Annotated in this window: 15 protein-coding genes and 2 pseudogenes; 3 read left to right on the top strand and 14 right to left on the bottom strand. The window is 37.4% G+C overall.

Features of this window, described 5'->3' with window-relative positions:
- Window positions 1-66: 66 nt before the first annotated feature.
- The gene (locus JFU50_RS23465) at window positions 67-1341 is read left to right on the top strand and encodes an IS110 family transposase (RefSeq protein ID WP_201224364.1); all 1275 of its coding nucleotides are present in this window, start codon (window positions 67-69) and stop codon (window positions 1339-1341) included.
- A gap of 401 nt (window positions 1342-1742) precedes the next feature.
- On the opposite strand, the pseudogene JFU50_RS23460 reads toward JFU50_RS23465, so the two are convergent.
- The 3 genes and pseudogenes from JFU50_RS23460 to JFU50_RS23450 form a co-directional block, all read right to left on the bottom strand.
- Window positions 1743-2117 (bottom strand): annotated as a pseudogene (locus JFU50_RS23460) (HIT family protein); the annotation flags it as partial.
- Window positions 2118-2318: 201 nt separating this feature from the next.
- The gene (locus tag JFU50_RS23455; RefSeq protein ID WP_201224362.1) at window positions 2319-2804 is read right to left on the bottom strand and encodes a GNAT family N-acetyltransferase; all 486 of its coding nucleotides are present in this window, start codon (window positions 2802-2804) and stop codon (window positions 2319-2321) included.
- Between the two features lie 181 nt (window positions 2805-2985).
- Window positions 2986-3518, bottom strand: a pseudogene (locus tag JFU50_RS23450) (nucleotidyltransferase family protein).
- Window positions 3519-4001: 483 nt separating this feature from the next.
- Here JFU50_RS23450 and JFU50_RS23445 point away from each other — a divergent pair.
- Together JFU50_RS23445 and JFU50_RS31000 are read left to right on the top strand one after the other, a co-directional pair.
- Window positions 4002-4949, top strand: a complete 948-nt coding sequence (locus tag JFU50_RS23445) for an IS110 family transposase (protein WP_242485239.1) — start codon at window positions 4002-4004, stop codon at window positions 4947-4949.
- A 5-nt stretch (window positions 4950-4954) separates the two neighbouring features.
- Entirely contained in the window at window positions 4955-5233 is a 279-nt protein-coding gene (locus tag JFU50_RS31000) for a hypothetical protein (protein WP_242486030.1), read from the top strand.
- A gap of 107 nt (window positions 5234-5340) precedes the next feature.
- Here the strand turns inward: JFU50_RS31000 and JFU50_RS23440 are convergent, their stop codons facing one another.
- The 11 genes from JFU50_RS23440 to gcvH all read right to left on the bottom strand — a co-directional run bounded on the left by JFU50_RS23440 (window position 5341) and on the right by gcvH (window position 17406).
- The gene (locus JFU50_RS23440; protein WP_201224360.1) at window positions 5341-5517 is read right to left on the bottom strand and encodes a hypothetical protein; all 177 of its coding nucleotides are present in this window, start codon (window positions 5515-5517) and stop codon (window positions 5341-5343) included.
- Between the two features lie 91 nt (window positions 5518-5608).
- The gene (locus JFU50_RS23435) at window positions 5609-6115 is read right to left on the bottom strand and encodes a hypothetical protein (protein ID WP_201224359.1); all 507 of its coding nucleotides are present in this window, start codon (window positions 6113-6115) and stop codon (window positions 5609-5611) included.
- A 152-nt stretch (window positions 6116-6267) separates the two neighbouring features.
- A complete protein-coding gene (locus tag JFU50_RS23430; protein WP_201224358.1) occupies window positions 6268-8064 on the bottom strand; it encodes a M3 family oligoendopeptidase in 1797 nt (598 codons plus the stop codon).
- Window positions 8065-8388: 324 nt separating this feature from the next.
- On the bottom strand, window positions 8389-8574 hold the full coding sequence (locus tag JFU50_RS23425; protein ID WP_201224357.1) for a hypothetical protein: 186 nt from the start codon (window positions 8572-8574) through the stop codon (window positions 8389-8391).
- A gap of 1552 nt (window positions 8575-10126) precedes the next feature.
- Window positions 10127-10996 (bottom strand): formyltetrahydrofolate deformylase, encoded by an 870-nt coding sequence (purU, locus tag JFU50_RS23420; RefSeq protein ID WP_201224356.1) that lies wholly within the window; start codon window positions 10994-10996, stop codon window positions 10127-10129.
- 207 nt (window positions 10997-11203) lie between these two features.
- Window positions 11204-12601 (bottom strand): dihydrolipoyl dehydrogenase, encoded by a 1398-nt coding sequence (gene lpdA, locus JFU50_RS23415; RefSeq protein ID WP_201224355.1) that lies wholly within the window; start codon window positions 12599-12601, stop codon window positions 11204-11206.
- Between the two features lie 108 nt (window positions 12602-12709).
- Window positions 12710-13015 carry an iron-sulfur cluster biosynthesis family protein gene (locus tag JFU50_RS23410; protein ID WP_201224354.1) on the bottom strand — a complete coding sequence of 102 codons (306 nt, stop codon included), beginning with the start codon at window positions 13013-13015 and terminating at the stop codon, window positions 12710-12712.
- A gap of 39 nt (window positions 13016-13054) precedes the next feature.
- Window positions 13055-13933, bottom strand: a complete 879-nt coding sequence (lipA, locus tag JFU50_RS23405) for a lipoyl synthase (RefSeq protein ID WP_201224353.1) — start codon at window positions 13931-13933, stop codon at window positions 13055-13057.
- A gap of 246 nt (window positions 13934-14179) precedes the next feature.
- Window positions 14180-15664 carry an aminomethyl-transferring glycine dehydrogenase subunit GcvPB gene (gene gcvPB / locus JFU50_RS23400; protein ID WP_201224352.1) on the bottom strand — a complete coding sequence of 495 codons (1485 nt, stop codon included), beginning with the start codon at window positions 15662-15664 and terminating at the stop codon, window positions 14180-14182.
- Complete coding sequence (gene gcvPA / locus JFU50_RS23395) at window positions 15657-17009, bottom strand: aminomethyl-transferring glycine dehydrogenase subunit GcvPA (protein WP_201224350.1); 1353 nt, start codon at window positions 17007-17009, stop codon at window positions 15657-15659. The genes gcvPB and gcvPA overlap by 8 nt, the downstream gene beginning before the upstream one ends.
- Window position 17010: 1 nt before the next feature.
- Window positions 17011-17406, bottom strand: coding sequence for a glycine cleavage system protein GcvH (gcvH, locus tag JFU50_RS23390; RefSeq protein ID WP_201224349.1), 396 nt, complete (start codon window positions 17404-17406; stop codon window positions 17011-17013).
- Window positions 17407-17417: the final 11 nt, after the last annotated feature.

The following is a 17417-nucleotide window of genomic DNA, read 5'->3' as shown; positions in this document are numbered from 1 at the left end:
ACAGAGCCCCTCAGTATGATGAGAGTACACACAAACCAAAACTCATCTTAAGGAGGAAGCCCTACTATGAATTTTAAAATGCAAAACAAACAAAATCAACTGATTGAAAGAATTACGGATCAACATCTAGTTGTTGGTGTGGATATCGCCCAACACGTACACGTGGCCCGTGCTGTAAACTATCGAGGCATTGTGATCGGGAAACCTTTGTCTTTTGAAAATAACGAAGAGGGTTTTACTAGATTACTAAATTGGATCAAGGAACTAAAACACATGAAAAACCTAGACACCACGATAGTCGGAATGGAACCTACCGGTCATTATTGGATAAACCTTTCAAAGTGGCTAGTCAAACAAAACGTTGATGTCGTTACGGTCAATCCTCACCATGTCAAAAGAAACAAAGAAAATCGTGATAATACGCAATCCAAAAGTGATAAAAAAGATGCCCTTGTCATCGCTGATATGGTGAAGAATGGCTATTATGCCTTCGTTCGTTCCACTTCAGAATCATTTGAAAAACTTCGTGTCCTTATGGCCAACCGAGATGTGATCGTTAAGCGCCTTGTTAGCTCCATCAACCAGATTAATCGCTGGGTGGATGTTGTCTTTCCCGAGCTCCGGCAAGTGTTTAAAGACGTATCATGTAAAGGGGCAATCGCAACCCTACGCCTCTTTCCTACCCCAGCTGAAATATGTTCCTTACAGCCTCAAGATATCGTAACCGGGTGGAAATCATGTATGAAGCGACATTCCGGGCATAAAAAAGCCCGTTCCCTGATTACATTGGCCAAGCGTTCAATTGGTACGAAACAAGCCCTTGATGCGTATAAACTTCACTTGGAACAGTTATTAGAGGAATATGATCTCGCTTCATCCCAACTCGAAAGAGTGACGCAAGAAGTCACAAACGTCTTGGAACAGATTCCATTCGTTAAGCAAATACTTGCCATTAAAGGAATCAGCGAAATTTCACTGGCGGGCATCTTAGGAGAAGCTGGAGATCTGAGTGGGTTCGCTCACGGGAATGCGCTCCTTCGTCATGCAGGATTGCATCTCGCTGAGGCAAGCTCTGGGAAGTGGAAAGGCCAAATTGTTCTTTCCAAACGTGGAAGATCACGCCTGCGGCGTTACCTCTTCCTTGCGACCATGAGTCTGGTGATGAATAACCCTGAGTTTAAAGCCCTACACTCGAACAATGTTAAGGTGAAGAAGATTAAGAAAATGAAATCCATCATGAAACTATGTGGAAAACTCGCCCGTGTCCTAGTAGGGATTGCTCGTAATGGCTCTGTCTATAAACCGGAAATGGTATTCCCTCTTGAACAACTAGCGACGTAAATTTACATTCACATTGTTTTTACGAAAGTTGGCTTATTCGTAGGATTTCAAAGAAAGCACGAAGTACTGGATATATAGAACAAAAGGGCAATGACCCGTTCCGTTAGCAAAACCAGCCTCCACCCCTTGGATAGGCATGACGAAGGAATGAAAGGGCATAGGATTATGACCCGTTGAGACATGGGAGGGAAAGCCTCCAGGGGCGACGTGGAAAATGCGTGCGACATATGTAATAATATGGGATTCTCAATGGATCCCCTATTTCAACCTGCCCTCATCTTATCAAAACGGTCCTATCTCTTTCGTTCATCTAAAGCAACCTATACCATGTGGTTTGAAATCCTGCGAATAAGCGAGTATTCGTGAGCATTATCTATTAAACTGAGGGAGTTCTATAAGCTTTAAATGAAATTTTTACTAAGATAGCCCTGCAAACTTATTTTTAAATCCATAAAATCAACTTGATTCACGGTAATTTCAGGTTCGATCCAAGAAAAACCATCACCTTTAAACCTCGGTATTATATGCATATGATAGTGTTCAACATCTTTGTAAATTCCATTTTCTTGCATAATGGTTATTCCATCTGTATTGAGTAAATTTTCAAGTGAAATAGCTACTTTTTGAGATATAAGAATTACTTCATTCAAACTCTTTCCATCAACTTCACTGAATTCTTGGTAATGTGTTTTGGGAACAACTAAAACGTGCCCTTTATTTATTGGGAATTTATCTAAAAAGCAACACACCAACTCATTTTCATATATTATGTAGGCCTCAGCTTTTTTTGGATCCTTTTTCCGTAATAAAAATCATTTCTATTTTCTTAATTTATTAAACTGCCCCATTTGTTGAATAAGAAAAAGGTTGCCGCAGACAACCCTTTGTTAAACTTTCGCACCATTTAGGTTAACACGATTTAAATAGTTACCATAAGGTTTAACTTCTCAAATCATTGTTCTTTTATCAAATCAGAATTATAGTTTCAGGACCATTCTTACTGTTTTAAGGGTATGTCCATCAAAGTTATCATCAAATTCAGATACAACTTCTAATCCTTTTGCCTTGTAAAACGTTGTTCCTATTTGATTATCTTTTTCTACATTGATAAAAATTTCTTTTGCACCTTCTAAGTTCTTAATGCCCTCTTTTAGCAAAGCAGTTCCTATTCCTTTTCCTTGGTATTCTGGGTTTATATAAATCGCTCCAAGTTCCGCCTCCCCGCCTTCTTTTACAGGAGAGAAGTTAGCGAAGCCCACAATTTTCCTATCAACCTCTGAAACGAATATAAAAGAACCCTCTAAACGTTTTTGCATCATCTCATCATTATAAGCATACTTTAAGAAATTTTCCTGAATTTTAAGAGGGATAATGCCTTCATAGGTAGAGTTCCAACTTTTTTTTGCAACTTGTTGAACTTGATGTATGTCCTCCATTTGCATTTTACGGATAGTAAAACTCATTTTCATCACTCTTTCATATGTAATTATAATTCTTGTTATTTGGATTTAATCATTTTAATATAAATTCCACTAATTAGTAAGAAATTCCTTTTATTCTTAATAAACTAAACTGTTCCGTTAGTGCCATAAGAAAAAGGCTGCCGCGGCAACCCTTCCTAAATGAAGTAAAGCACCCTTTAGCTTAATAAGGGATTTTGATGTGGTTAACTTTTATCTTATACCAAGTTGATTTCCAATTCTTTTTTGTTATGCGATCTTCATAAATTTCCACTCGCTCTTTAGTCTCTTTAAAATACGGTGTTGGTTTTACCTCTAAATTAATAACATCACTAATTCCACAAGGGGCTGTTAATATTACATTGTCATTGTCATTTTCATCTAACTTTACTCCTAAAGCTGTTGCTGTTTCTGGAAACTTCGATATAGCATCAACAGACGAAGAATAAGGAGGCATATTACTTTTAACATGCATTCTCGCTTCATTCTTTACCGACCAAGGGATATTGGGTATAAGGGATTTTAGTTTTTTTCGATTTTCTTTTCTTCTAATTTATCAATATTTGTTGGATCAAAATAGATCACATCAATATCTGGAATAGTTGTTCTTACGCTAAAATCGTGTAACACATCCCAGACCTTTGATCGGATAAATCCAGCACATATCCACCAATCAGGCAAATTCAATGATTTGGCAGATTCTAATATTTCCATCATCCATTTATCTTCTCTAATAAGCGAAACGATTTCTTCCTCATTATTACTTTAAAATTACTCCTTGTAAAATGTATTTCATTAGTTATTCTTTAACTTCGGATTCAAATCCTTCTTCAACTAAACTGCCCCGATAGTTCCATAAAGAAAAAGCTGCTTTAAAGACAGCTTTGATCTTCAGCTAACGCTCCTGTAGTTTTATAAGAAACTCCTATGGCGGCGCTCCTCGCCGCCACCATCTACCACGAAAACCTGCTCTTTACCCAAAATAAAGTCTAACCCATTAAGCCCTTGACAATAATGGATGATAACAATACAACCAGGCTGAACTTTTTTTGGTGGATCTTAAGGAAGATACCCTGTATAAGAAACTGGTTGTGACAGTATTGAAGAACCATTTAGTGTACTACAAGTACGTATACAAAAATTTTTGTAACAAATCTCCTGTCATATGTATTGTTAATCTTTTATTGAGGTGATTCTCCTATGGAAGCAATGATTGAACGGTGTGCTGGCCTAGATGTACACCAAGAAACAGTAGTAGCCTGTGTATTATTTGGTCCATTAGATAAAAAGCCAAAAACCTCTATTGAAACGTTTTCAACTACAACAACGGGACTCTTGGCTTTAAGTGATTGGTTAACTACCCTTCAGGTATCCGATGTTGTGATGGAAAGTACCGGAGTCTACTGGAAACCAATATGGAATATTCTCGAAGATTCTTTTCACCTTGTTCTTGCCAATGCCAGGCATGTCAAAAATGTTCCAGGGCGTAAAACTGATGTGAAAGATGCCGAATGGCTTGCCAAGCTTCTAAGATGCGGACTTATTGAAAGCAATTTTGTTCCACCGGAGGATATTCGTGATTTACGGGATCTTACTCGTTATCGAAAAAAATTGATTCATCATCGCACATCCGAGCAGAATCGCATTCACAAAATTCTTCAAGATGCTAATATCAAGCTAACATCCGTACTATCAGACATTTTTGGTGTATCGGGACGCCGTATCCTTGAAGCGATTCTAAACGGTGAAAAAATAGAGACCGATGGTCTTCGAAAAATGGTGGATTGGCGAACAAAAGCTAGTATTACGGACATTGCCAGTGCAATTAATGGACGTATTCGCCGTCATCATCGTGATATGTTGCGTTACCATTGGGAGCATATGAGTTATTTAGAAAAAGCCATAGAAGAATTGGAAAAACAAATCGATCAACTCCTGTCCCCCTATCGTAAGGAAGTAGAATTATTGGATGGAATACCTGGTGTGAACAAAGCTGCCGCAGCTACTTTTATTGCAGAGATGGGCGTGGATATGTCCGTATTTAAGTCAGCTAAACATCTTGCCTCTTGGGCTGGTGTGAGTCCTGGAAATTACGAAAGTGCTGGTAAAAAAAAACGAGTAAAACCACACAAGGTAACAAAGCTTTGAAAACGATGGCTGTAGAATGTGTACTAGCGACATCAAGACAAAATAATCGAATTGCTTCACATCGAAAAAGGATTACCAAACGGCAGGGAAAAATGAAGGGACGAATCGCTTCTGCTCATTTACTACTAACGATTGCTTACAACATCTTAAAAACAGGGGAACCCTATCAAGAACTAGGCTCAAATTATCTTGAAGAAAAACAAAATAACAAAGAATTAAAAATGATCGAATACCTAAAAAAGAAAGGCTATACAATCGATCCATCTGAACAACAAACTGCATAACCAGTTAAAATAACGACATAGTACATTTACGTCCTTCAAAAAAATTAGAATATGGTGGGCTTATTTAAGTATGGCCTTTCACTAAAGTGTTTTCATACAAAAAAGTCCTATTTATAAATTACTTCATAAAAATCCAAAACATCTTTTTCCGCGACTCCATTTGACATAAACCCACCTATTAATTTAACTATTTTACTGTCTTCATCAATTTCAACCTTATATTTTTGCTCTTCGTATATTTCAATACGTGGAGTTACATCAAATATGCTAACCTCTGAAAGCATATTGTTTTCATAGAAGTATTCCTCGTAGTAAAGGTTTTCGTACTCCTGTGTGCCACATACGCTACGTTCATACTTAACAATTTTCCCATTATCATAAGTACGTACATTTGGACACCACATCAATGTGACCCATATTATTAAACTCTACTCCAAGAACAATATCATCGGAGTAAATCAAGAATTCTTCATCAAAACGGCTAACTGGAGTGGTAAACTCATTTACACCTTTTACCCTTATCAATCTATTGTCTGCATCGAAGCCGTATTCATAAGAATATTTCCCAAAATCCGGTTTTCTTTTAAGTAGTTTACCTCTTTTAAAATTTCCTACGATCAAATCAAGTACCAGACTTGGACAATAATATCCTCTGTGAAGTGTTTCTCCACCTTTTGAATACTCAAAAGTGACAATTTCCTTTTCTTTTGAATTCTGTAATTGGGAAAGTTTACTCGCAAACTCATTTCTAATGCTTACTAACTCTGAGATAATATATTTGAACGAGTTTAATTTATTTTTGTCGATTTGAATATTTGAATTTTTCATTTGTTCCATCGCTGATTGTTGCAATTCATTCAGCATACGTTCAAAGTTATCCATTTTATCACCCTACAGTTCATTAATTGCCTTTATTATTATTTATTTACTTTTTGTTTGTTTTGTTGCTTATTAAACTATCCTGCCCCGTTAGTGCCATAAGAAAAAGGTCGCCTCAGCAACCTTACTTATTTTGAAGTAAAGTACCCGTAAACTTAAGAAGATGTTAAGGTAACAAATTCTTCGGCATCTTTAACGCATAATTCAATTACTTTTTCCCAAAAGGCTTCTGATGTAATATCTTCCCCTAAATGCTTCATTACTAAATCTTCTGTGGACATACTTCCTGAATCACGAAGCAAGTCTAAATAATCTTTTTCAAATTCTTTTCCTTTTTCCTTTGCCTTTGCATAAATACTTAGAGAAAATAAGTATCCGAATGTATATGGGAAGTTGTAAAATGGAGATTTGGTCATATAATAATGTGGTGTCCAAATCCACGAATGGATAGAAGCATTATCAAGAGAACCTTCATACCCTTCATCTATTGCTTCTTGCATTAGTTCATTTAAACGTGATGATGAAACAATCCCCTCTTTACGTTCCTCGTAAAATTTCTTTTCAAACAAGAACCTAGAATGTATATTCATGAAATTCATCACACTACGTTTTAATTTTTCATCAAGCAGAAACAATTTTTCTTTAGTGGATTCAGCTTTTTCCATTGCAGCATCTAAGATGATCATTTCGGAAAATGTTGAAGCAGTTTCAGCAATACTCATTGGATATTGTTTATTCATTCCATTAACCGGTTTCATCGCATGGTTATGAAATGCATGACCTAATTCATGTGCCAAGGTTAAAACATTGGTAATTCTACCACCATATGTCATAAAAACTCTTGATTCTCCTGAAAGTGGGAACCCCGCACAAAACGCAACAGTTGATTTATTTGGACGATCTTCAGCCTCTATCCAACCTTTATCAAATGCCTGCCGAGAAAAACTTTCTAATTCCGTTCCAAATTGACTAAAATGCTCCAAAATAAAATCCACAGCATCTTCATATTTTATCTTTTGATTACCTTTTGTAACAGAAGCCCAAAAGTTATACGAATGCATTTTTTCATCGCCATTCATTTTTGCTTTTTGATTTAGGTAATTTGTAAAAGGTTTTTTGTATTTACTAACGGCTTTCCACATTGCATTCAGTGTTTCCTCTTTGATGCGATTTTCAATCAAAGGAACTTTTAGTATATTTTCTAATCCTCGTTTTTTGTACACTTGTAATCGGAAACCTGCGATATGATTCAGTATTTTGGCAAATAGTTCTTCTTGCTCGTTCCATTTATCTTCCAAAGCCCTATGAGACTCTTTGCGAACCTCTTCATCAGGGTGTGAACGTAAATTTATCGCTTGACCAACAGATAATTCACTTTTTTCTCCGTCGATTTGAACATTAACTCTAATACTATTAACAAGTGAATTATAAAACTGCCCCCAAGCATGATAACCATCTACCATCAGATCTGAAACTAAGCTTTCTTCTTCATCTGAAAGATGCATCTCGGCTTTTTTACGCCATTCATTAAGTATGAACTTATAGTTATTTAAAACCTCAGTATCTAGTATACCTTCCAACAAATGTTGATTTGTGTTTACAAGTACTTTTTGTACTTTTTTAAAAGCAGACTCAAAACGAGCATTTATAGAAGATGTTTTTCCTCGTAGTGTTGTAGCAGTTTGATCCTTTGGGTTTTGTGCAAGAAGACAGGTTATAAAAGAATTGGCTTGTGATAGGTTCATTCGAATGTCTATTATGTATTCAATAATATCTACAACTTTTAATGATTCATTTAATTCTTTTGGAGTATGAAAAAATTTTAATTTTTCTTCAAATTTAGAAACTTTGGTTTCCAATTGTTTTAAATGTTCACGAAATTGAGATGATTGGCTCCCATCTGGAAACAATTTATCCAAGTTCCATACTTGCAGATACTCTGTTTCTTTCATTTGTTTGCCCCCTAAAAATTTTAATACTACGGTTCCTTAATAAAACGTACATTCTCAGTTTATCAAACTAAGGAATATTATGGGGGTACTTTAACTAATCTGCCCCGATAGTTGCATAAAGAAAAAGTCGCCTTAAGACAGCCCCAATCTTCAACTAACGCATCCGTTAGTTCTACAAAAAGAAAAATATAGAAAGCTAGTTTACCTTTAACATGCATATTCCGTTAATTAGGCTATCTAGGAACGTTTAACTTTGTCGGTATTTTTGTTTTGATTATTAATCAAGGCTGAACCATAAATGATTCAGCCACTGTTTTATTTTTCTTATTGTCCGTTTTCATCTGTTTGTGAATCGTCTTCAGTACCTTCTGTTTCAGCTCCATCATCAGTTTGATTATCTTCCGTTTCTGTATCTTCTGTCTCTGTACCCGCACTACTGCAACCTTCGACAACACCAACCAACATGAAAGACGCCATCAATACCATAAGCCATTTTTTAAGGTTCTTCATCCTTTTCTGCCTCCATGATTGTTCAAATTTAGTTACAAGACTATCATACAGGCATTTCAGAAAATCAGAATCTTATTTACCATTTTTTAACAAAAATTCGCAATTTCTTTAAAGTCCCTTAACATTTCTACTATTTGGAAATCCATTTATTATAGACACCTTTTTTTCATTTCTTAAAAATGTTTTTTTTCATTTTTTCAAACAGAAAATGGTTGCCTGTATCGATGAGGCATATTCAAGGACGACATTTGACCTGATTAAATTCTGAGACAAGAGTCATCTAGATGACTTGTTTCCACTTTTTTAGAATAAGCACTTATTGTATTCCAAAGCATGAATTTGCTGCATATCTCCATCTTTATATTTTTCCAATGTTATAAAAAAACCAACCTTTGGTAAAGAGCAAATTAGCTTAAATACTCAATGAATCTCGAACCCTTTTATAAAGCCTTTATGTTCTCTTGATCCTATAGACATAAGCGTAACATGTCTTCCCTCTAGTCCACTGTGAGAATAAAGTAGATCAAATTTGAAAATTCCCATGAAATTAGGCTCAACAATCGAGCTTCGATTGAATATCGAAACTCGATGGCTTCCTAAACTTTTTTAGATGCTGTCTACTTGACGGTGTAAGTCCGCTATCTATGTCTTCTTTAACTACCTTACCTTTTCAAACCCCCTTTAATTAATCCATCCTTTTCTTTTTAAAAAAACAAAAACAATCAATGTGATTATGCATATATCAAATAGACTTTCTATTTCTATTCCCAAGTCTTCAAAAAAATCCTTCAACATCCTTTTTCAAACTCCCTTAGTATGATAGCTATATCTCTCGAAAGCTCACTTACTCGCAGGATTTCATAACCCCTGAAATTAATTATAAGTTGTTTGAATCTTGTAGTTTTTTAATCCATTCGAGTAATCTAGTGAATACCCTTTGGCTATTTTCAAAAGTAAGAGAATCACCAACGACGATTCCACGAAAATTTACAGCTCGTGACACTTTTAATAGTTGTGAAATATTCACACCGACAACGAGATGACGATCCGAAATTTGTTCAATAGCTGATTTTATTTTTTTTGCATTTTATACTTCATAGTAGAGCTTCCACCTTATGATGCGTGTTGTGATTATGTATACTTATCGCACTGATGGGCTCTTTTTCGAAGTTAAAATCTAGCGTTCTACAGGAATGCTCCCTGCCCAATAAGTTTTTTCACGTAATCCAAAGCGTGGTTCATCGCCAAGAGATGAACTACTGAAAAACCGGTATCTCCTAGGGGAGTAATGCCAGACATATAGTATTCTTTAATACTTAAAAAGAAGTGGACATGTTGGTATTGATATAGGGAATAGCTAGTCATGGGAGGCACAAACTAGTACTGGCATCGCATTTGTGATAGAACAAAATACTTCCAAGTCTAGTATTCTGTCTGTTCTAATAGTATCAGCAAAAATTTATTTTTGAAATATTGAAAAAATTAAATAAGTTACTCAATTATCTTTAAAATTTTTGTCTATCTCCTATCTTTGCAACGTGTTAATATGAACTTAATCAAACACGATTGTTTTATTACCATGAACAATAACTTTATCTTCAATATGCCAGGAAACAGCTTCGGCAAAAACTTGTCTTTCAACATGACTTCCGGCAACCTTTAATTCTTCTATTGTATGTCTATGATTAACCCGCTTTACATCTTGCTGAATAATGGGTCCTTCATCAAGATCATTCGTAACATAATGGGCAGTTGCTCCAATTAACTTAACACCTCGGTTATAGGCCCTGGCATAAGGGTTTGCTCCGACAAATGCCGGTAAGAAAGAATGATGAATATTAATAATTTGATTGGGAAACTCGGAAATAAATTTAGGGGAAAGGATTTGCATATATCTGGCCAAGGCAATAGAGTCTACTTTCCCTTTCAGTAGTTCTAGAGCTTTCTGTTCAGCTTGTTGTTTTGTTTCATGAGTTATAGGGATATGATAATAAGGGATACCATAACTCTCTACTACTTCTTTTAAATCAGGATGATTACTGATTACCATTGGAATTTCCACTAGAAGTTCATTCGATTTCCAACGCCATATAAGCTCCATTAGACAGTGATCCATTTTAGATACAAAAATGGCCATTCGTTTTCTTTTCTTATTTCCGCTTAAGCTCCAATCCATTGAATAAGCCTGAGCCAGCATATGTATGTCTTCCTCAAGTTTTGCATAGGAAACATCAAAATCATTTAAATCAAATTCGATCCTCATAAAAAACATACCTGTTTGTGGATCCGTCGTATGTTGATCAAAATGAACAACATTTGCTTTGTTTTCTAATAACAGATTAGATACAACCGAGATAATACCTGGCTTCTCTGGGCAAGATATTAATAATTTAGCCCGGTTAACATTCACTTCTTTAATCAAGGTTCTTTCACCATCCTATTGAATTGTAATTAAAGCACTAAAAAGCTGCGGATTCAAAACTGAATATACTACTATCGATGATTGAACAATCCCTGTAACTGCAATAACGAATCCTATCATTCTTGAAATACGGTGAGGATGGGCGAAAGAATTACAAAGAATTTTGCAATCACAACACATTTTTTCAGTTTTCACTAGAATTTTTATCTAGGCATGTATTTCTTTACCATACACAGCCAGGGCTGCTTCCCCAATAGCTTCCGCTAATGTAGGGTGCGGGTGTATTGTATGAGCGATATCCATGGCAGTTGCATTTAATACCTGTGCAAGACCAACCTCTGTGATCATATCGGTTACATGTGGCCCAACCATATGCGCTCCTAATATCTTATTAGATTCTTCTTCAACAACAAGTTTGACAAAACCATCTGATTCACCAAAAACAAGAGCCTTTCCAATCGCACGGAATGAGAATTTGCCTGTTTTTACTTGATATCCTTTCTGCATTGCTTCTTCTTCTGTTAGACCGACACTCGCTACCTCTGGACTGCTATATACGCATTTTGAAACAAGTGTTGGATCAAGAGGCACAGGGTTTTCTCCTGCCATATGTTCGATCGCGATAATTCCTTCATGTGAAGCAACATGAGCAAGCTGCAATCCGCCAATCACATCTCCAATTGCATAAATGTTTGGCTCATTCGTTTGATAATACTCATTTGTTTGAATAAAACGTTCGACTTCAACTTTCGTATTTTCAAGATGAATGCCTTCTACGTTAGGTAATCTTCCGACGGATACTAATAATTTTTCTGCTGTAAATGTCGTTTCTTTCCCCTTATATTCCGCCTTAATAGAGACTCCATCCCCTTTTTCTAACGATTCTGGAAGAACCTTTGCCCCGGTTACAATTTTCACACCTTTTTTCTTCATTAGTCGCTGTACTTCCTTTGAAATATCTTTATCTTCCGTTGGTAAAATGCGCTCGGCATACTCTATCACAGTCACTTCTAATCCAAAGTCAATAAGCATCGATGCCCATTCAATTCCAATAACACCGCCGCCGACAATAATGATGGAATTTGGGAGCTCTTTCATTTGCAGTGCTTCATCCGATGTCATCACATATTCGCTATCCGCTTCTAAACCGGGAAGTGTTCTCGGACGAGATCCTGTTGCTATTAAAATATTTCTGGGGGTTAATATCATTTCCCGTTCTTCATTATTCAATTTCACCAAAACATCTTTTGTCTGTAAAATACTTCCTTTACCCTCGTACACATCTATTTTTCCTTTTTTCATTAAATGTTGTACACCTTTATATAAACGTTCTGTAATTTCTTCTTTCCTGGCCTGTACTTTTGAGAAATCCAGTCCTACTTCCGGGGCAATAACACCGAATTTATCTGCATTCTTTGCATTTGAATATACTTCTGCACTTCTTAATAAGGCTTTACTTGGAATACAACCTGCATGAAGGCATGTTCCACCAAGTTTACCTCGTTCAACTACCGCTGTTTTTAATCCTAATTGAGATGCACGAATGGCCGCAACATATCCACCGGTGCCGCCTCCGATGATAACAATGTCATATTCTTGATTCATCTAATACTTCCCCCTTTTGTTTTCATAAACTTGGATATTTGAATATTGTAAGAAAAAAACCTTTCTAAACACGATCTTCTATATAATAGGTAAGCTGTAACGATTCTATTAATCTATTTCAATGGCACATGCACTGGATGCAAAGCTATCTCCGACAATAAAGCCACGATCTTCTAAATAATCAATTTGTGTCTCCTCATCTAAATAGCGTTTAGTAAAAAGATCTAATCTAAGCTGAACTCCCTCATATTCAATAATTGTATCGTTTCTGCGGGGCTCGTCCAATACGAGGGAGAACTTCACCGACACCCCGCGGCCGCCGGCAATATCGGCATCAATACGAGGAATTTGTGCATCCTTACGAGCCATTTCCTTCAGCTTAATTATGGCTGACACTGTTATTTTGACTACCATCTGATTCTCCCCTTTCTTACTAGGTTTATTTAAAAATGATTACGCATTAGCCTTTGCTGCACGGACTTGTTCATCTGCATGATAGGAGGAGCGAACAAGCGGACCGGCTTCACAATGACTAAACCCTTTTGACAAGGCAATGTTTTTCAGTTCTTCAAACTCTTCTGGACTCCAATATTTTTGGACCTTCAAATGTCGTTTAGTAGGCTGTAAATATTGGCCAATAGTCATAATCTCCACATTGTTAGCACGAAGGTCATCCATCGTCTCCATAATTTCTTCTTTTGTTTCTCCTAGACCAATCATAATGCTTGATTTCGTCGGGATAGTGGCATTCATTAGCTTTGCCCGCTTTAAAAACTCTAGTGAACGTTCGTATGTTGCACGAGCACGAACTTGTGGAGATAATCGTTTTACTGTTTCAATGTTATGATTCAAAATGTCTGGCCTTGTATCCATTAATGTTTTTAAGTTGTCATATTCTCCATTCAAATCGGAGGGGAGAACTTCAATGCTGCAGAATGGATTTCGCCGCCTCACAGCCCTTACAGTTTCTGCAAATACCTTTGCTCCACCGTCTTTTAAATCATCACGAGCAACAGCGGTAATCACGACATGCTTTAAGCCCATTTGCTCTACTGATTCTGCGACACGTTCAGGCTCTTCCCAATCAAGCTCTGAAGGCAGCCCAGTTTGAACTGCACAGAACCTGCAAGCTCGCGTACATACACTTCCTAAAATCATGAAAGTTGCCGTTTTTCTGACCGCCCAGCATTCATGAATGTTAGGACATCTTGCTTCTTCACAAACAGTATGAAGCTTTTTTTCACGCATCATTTTCTTTAAGCCCGTATATTGTTCATTGGTATTTAATTTAATTTTAAGCCATTCTGGTTTACGAAGATTACTGATGGACATTTTATTTCTCACTCCTATGAGCAGATGTAATTTTTGTTTTAAGGTTGTTCAATAGTCTATAAAAAGACCAATTGAATTTCTCCATTGCTCTGTCTTTTTAATTCTAAAGAATATTTCTTCTCGCCCTTCTTGTCTCTTTTTGTCATCCTTTTTACACGCGCTTACATCAAACCACCATGAATGAAATAATGAGACTCTCCTTTTCTCTTTATTTTCATCCCTGGTGGTTCATGTTCAAGCATTTATTTATGACTTTACCGTTTCTTCCTCTACTACTTCCTCTTTGGAATAACGCAAGATTGGTTGTCTAGCTGCTTGGACCTCATCCAATCGCCCTATGACCGTAGTATGTGGTGCGTCTAAAACAACCCCTGGGTTTTCTTCCACTTCTTTGGCAATTTGAATCATTACATCCGCAAAAGCATCGAGTGTTTCCTTCGACTCTGTTTCTGTCGGTTCAATCATCAAACATTCCTCAACATTTAACGGGAAATAGATGGTCGGCGGATGGTAGCCGAAATCTAGCAGACGTTTTGCCATATCAAGCGTTCTTACACCCAGCTTTTTCTGCCTAGAACCGGATAGAACAAATTCATGTTTACAAATTTGTGAAAATGGCGCTTCAAAATATGGCGCTAATCTTTTGCGAAGGTAATTAGCATGAATCACGGCACTTTCAGATACTTGGCGCAGCCCTTCAGGCCCCATCGTGCGAATATAAGTATACGCCCGCAAGAGAATTCCGAAGTTTCCATAATACCCTTTTACCCGTCCTATAGAGTGCGAATGATCAGAGTTCAGCACATATTTATCCCCGGATTTTTCTATTCGCGGCACTGGCAAGTAAGGAGTAAGTTTCTCTTTCACACCGACAGGGCCTGCCCCTGGACCGCCACCTCCATGAGGGGTCGTAAATGTTTTGTGAAGATTTAAGTGCACGATGTCAAAGCCCATTTGGCCTGGTGTTGTTTTACCTAAAATGGCATTGGCATTCGCTCCGTCATAATATAATAGGCCCCCTGCTTCATGGACAACCTGGGCGATTTCCACAATTTCTTTTTCAAAAAGTCCAAGGGTATTCGGATTCGTCAACATTAGCGCAGCTGTATCAGGTCCCACATGTTTCTTTAATTCTTCTAGGTCAACTAATCCATTTTTATCGGATGGGATCGTGATCGTTTGAAAACCAGCAACACTTGCACTTGCAGGATTTGTACCGTGCGCGGAGTCTGGAACAAGTACTTTCGTTCTGGTTTCACCTTTTTGAGCATGATACGCCTTAACCATCATTAAACCTGTCCATTCCCCTTGAGCCCCTGCAGATGGCTGTAAAGTTACAGCATCCATTCCTGTAATGACAGCTAGCTCTTCTTGTAATTCATATAAAACTTCTAATGCACCCTGTACTGTTTCAACCGGCTGATATGGATGAATGCGGCTAAAGCCTTCCAGACGTGCCACATCTTCATTTATTTTCGGATTGTACTTCATGGTACAAGAACCCAGTGGATAGAATCCATTATCGATCCCATGGTTTTTATTAGAAAGCGCTGTGTAATGGCGGACAAGCTGCAACTCTGATACTTCTGGGAGCTCCGCCGGTTCGTCACGAATTAAATGCTTTGGAAATTTGTCATTTATATCAACATAGTCAACGTCACTTTCCGGAAGACTTGAGCCCACACGCCCTGGTCGACTTATTTCAAAAATTAACTCATTATATTCAACCATTTACAATCGCCTCCAAAACATCAATAAATTGATCAATTTCTTCTTTTGTTCGCTGCTCAGTCACAGCTAGCAGCATTTGATTTTCAAAGCCGTAATCACTTTTTAAATCAAATCCACCGATAATACCGGCCTTAAGAAGTTTTTCATTGACTTCCTTTACCGAACGAGTAAGCTCGACAACAAACTCATTGAAGAATGGTGCTTCATTGATAATGGTAAAGCCTTTTTGTTCTAGAGTTTTCGCCATGTAATCAGCTTTCTCAATGTTTAGCTGTGCCATTTGACGAATCCCTTGCTTTCCAAGTGATGTCATACAAATAGAGGAGGCAAGAGCATTTAATGCCTGGTTGGAACAAATATTGGATGAGGCTTTATCACGGCGAATATGCTGTTCACGCGCTTGCAATGTTAACACAAACCCACGTTGTCCTTTTTCATCTGCTGTTTGCCCTACAATACGTCCTGGGATTTTGCGCATGAGTTTCTTACTTACCGCAAAATAGCCGCAGTGTGGACCGCCAAAGGACATTGGGATTCCTAATGGCTGCATATCACCGATCACAATATCTGCCCCAAGTTTCCCAGGAGCCTGCAAGAGTGCTAGTGCAAGAGGATTGGCGCTTACGATTAAAAGGGCACCTTTTTCTTCCGCAATTTTCTTAATTGCTTTTAAATCCTCAATGGAACCGAAGAAATTTGGATATTGAACAATTACGGCAGCAGTGTCCTTATCGATTTGTTCTTGCAGCTTCCCTAAATCTGTAACCTCATCAGCAAGATTTACTTCCTCAGCTGTGTATCCCGGACCTCCAGCTACTGTATGTAAAATAGCACGGGATTCAGGATGTACCGCTTTGGATACAAGTACTTTTGAACGTCTTGTAGATGCAACGGCAAGTGATGCAGCCTCTGCAAGCGATGTAAAACCATCGTACATGGAAGAGTTAGCCACATCCATTCCTGTCAACTCACAAACCATCGTTTGAAATTCAAAAATCGCTTGTAATTCACCTTGACTGATTTCCGGTTGGTAGGGTGTATAAGCTGTGTAAAATTCGGAACGTGAAATCATATGATTTACCACACTTGGAATATAGTGATCATAGGTACCTGCACCTAGAAAAGTTGGGTAATGATTTGCATTTTTGTTTTTTGTAGCAAGCTGATTCATTTTTTTCAAAAGAAGCGGTTCAGGAACCGCCTCTGGAATGTTTAGCTCATCCTGCAGGCTAATTTCAGCTGGAATATCTTCAAATAACTCATCTATAGAAGAAATATTTAGAAATTTGAGCATTTCCTCTTGGTCCTGTTTCGTATCAGGGAGGTATCTATAAGTGGCTGTCATATTATTCCTCTCCTTCATTAGTAAATGCTTGATATTCATCTTCGTTTAGAAGTGAATCTAATTCTTCTGGATTGGACATTTCTACTTCGACTAACCACCCTGCTTCAAATGGATGCTCGTTAATCGTCTCTGGAGCGCCTTCTAACTCTTCATTTACGGTAACTACCGTACCTGAAACAGGTGAATAAAGTTCGGAAACTGCTTTAACTGACTCGATCGTTCCCATCGATTCATTGACAGTTACTTCATCATCAATCGCTGGATTTTCAACAAAGACGATATCACCTAACGCCTTTTGTGCATAATCAGAGATTCCAATACGTACACGATTTCCTTCTAATTGTTGCACCCACTCATGTTCTTTGCTATATCGTAAAATTGATGTTACTTTTGTCATTGTTTTTTCTC

Source organism: Peribacillus sp. TH14, from assembly GCF_016651145.1.
GTDB lineage: Bacteria > Bacillota > Bacilli > Bacillales > DSM-1321 > Peribacillus > Peribacillus butanolivorans.
Note: the sequence above shows the minus strand (reverse complement) of the source record. Positions and strands in the feature narration are given on the sequence as shown.

Bases quoted from the DNA above. Each gene is read 5' to 3' on its own strand.
- JFU50_RS23465 (WP_201224364.1), top strand. From the start codon at position 67: ATGAATTTTAAAATGCAAAACAAACAAAATCAACTGATTGAAAGAATT.
- JFU50_RS23455 (WP_201224362.1), bottom strand. From the start codon at position 2,804: ATGAGTTTTACTATCCGTAAAATGCAAATGGAGGACATACATCAAGTT.
- JFU50_RS23445 (WP_242485239.1), top strand. From the start codon at position 4,002: ATGGAAGCAATGATTGAACGGTGTGCTGGCCTAGATGTACACCAAGAA.
- JFU50_RS31000 (WP_242486030.1), top strand. From the start codon at position 4,955: ATGGCTGTAGAATGTGTACTAGCGACATCAAGACAAAATAATCGAATT.
- JFU50_RS23440 (WP_201224360.1), bottom strand. From the start codon at position 5,517: ATGCTTTCAGAGGTTAGCATATTTGATGTAACTCCACGTATTGAAATA.
- JFU50_RS23435 (WP_201224359.1), bottom strand. From the start codon at position 6,115: ATGGATAACTTTGAACGTATGCTGAATGAATTGCAACAATCAGCGATG.
- JFU50_RS23430 (WP_201224358.1), bottom strand. From the start codon at position 8,064: ATGAAAGAAACAGAGTATCTGCAAGTATGGAACTTGGATAAATTGTTT.
- JFU50_RS23425 (WP_201224357.1), bottom strand. From the start codon at position 8,574: ATGAAGAACCTTAAAAAATGGCTTATGGTATTGATGGCGTCTTTCATG.
- lpdA (WP_201224355.1), bottom strand. From the start codon at position 12,601: ATGAATCAAGAATATGACATTGTTATCATCGGAGGCGGCACCGGTGGA.
- JFU50_RS23410 (WP_201224354.1), bottom strand. From the start codon at position 13,015: ATGGTAGTCAAAATAACAGTGTCAGCCATAATTAAGCTGAAGGAAATG.
- lipA (WP_201224353.1), bottom strand. From the start codon at position 13,933: ATGTCCATCAGTAATCTTCGTAAACCAGAATGGCTTAAAATTAAATTA.
- gcvPB (WP_201224352.1), bottom strand. From the start codon at position 15,664: ATGGTTGAATATAATGAGTTAATTTTTGAAATAAGTCGACCAGGGCGT.
- gcvPA (WP_201224350.1), bottom strand. From the start codon at position 17,009: ATGACAGCCACTTATAGATACCTCCCTGATACGAAACAGGACCAAGAG.
- gcvH (WP_201224349.1), bottom strand. From the start codon at position 17,406: ATGACAAAAGTAACATCAATTTTACGATATAGCAAAGAACATGAGTGG.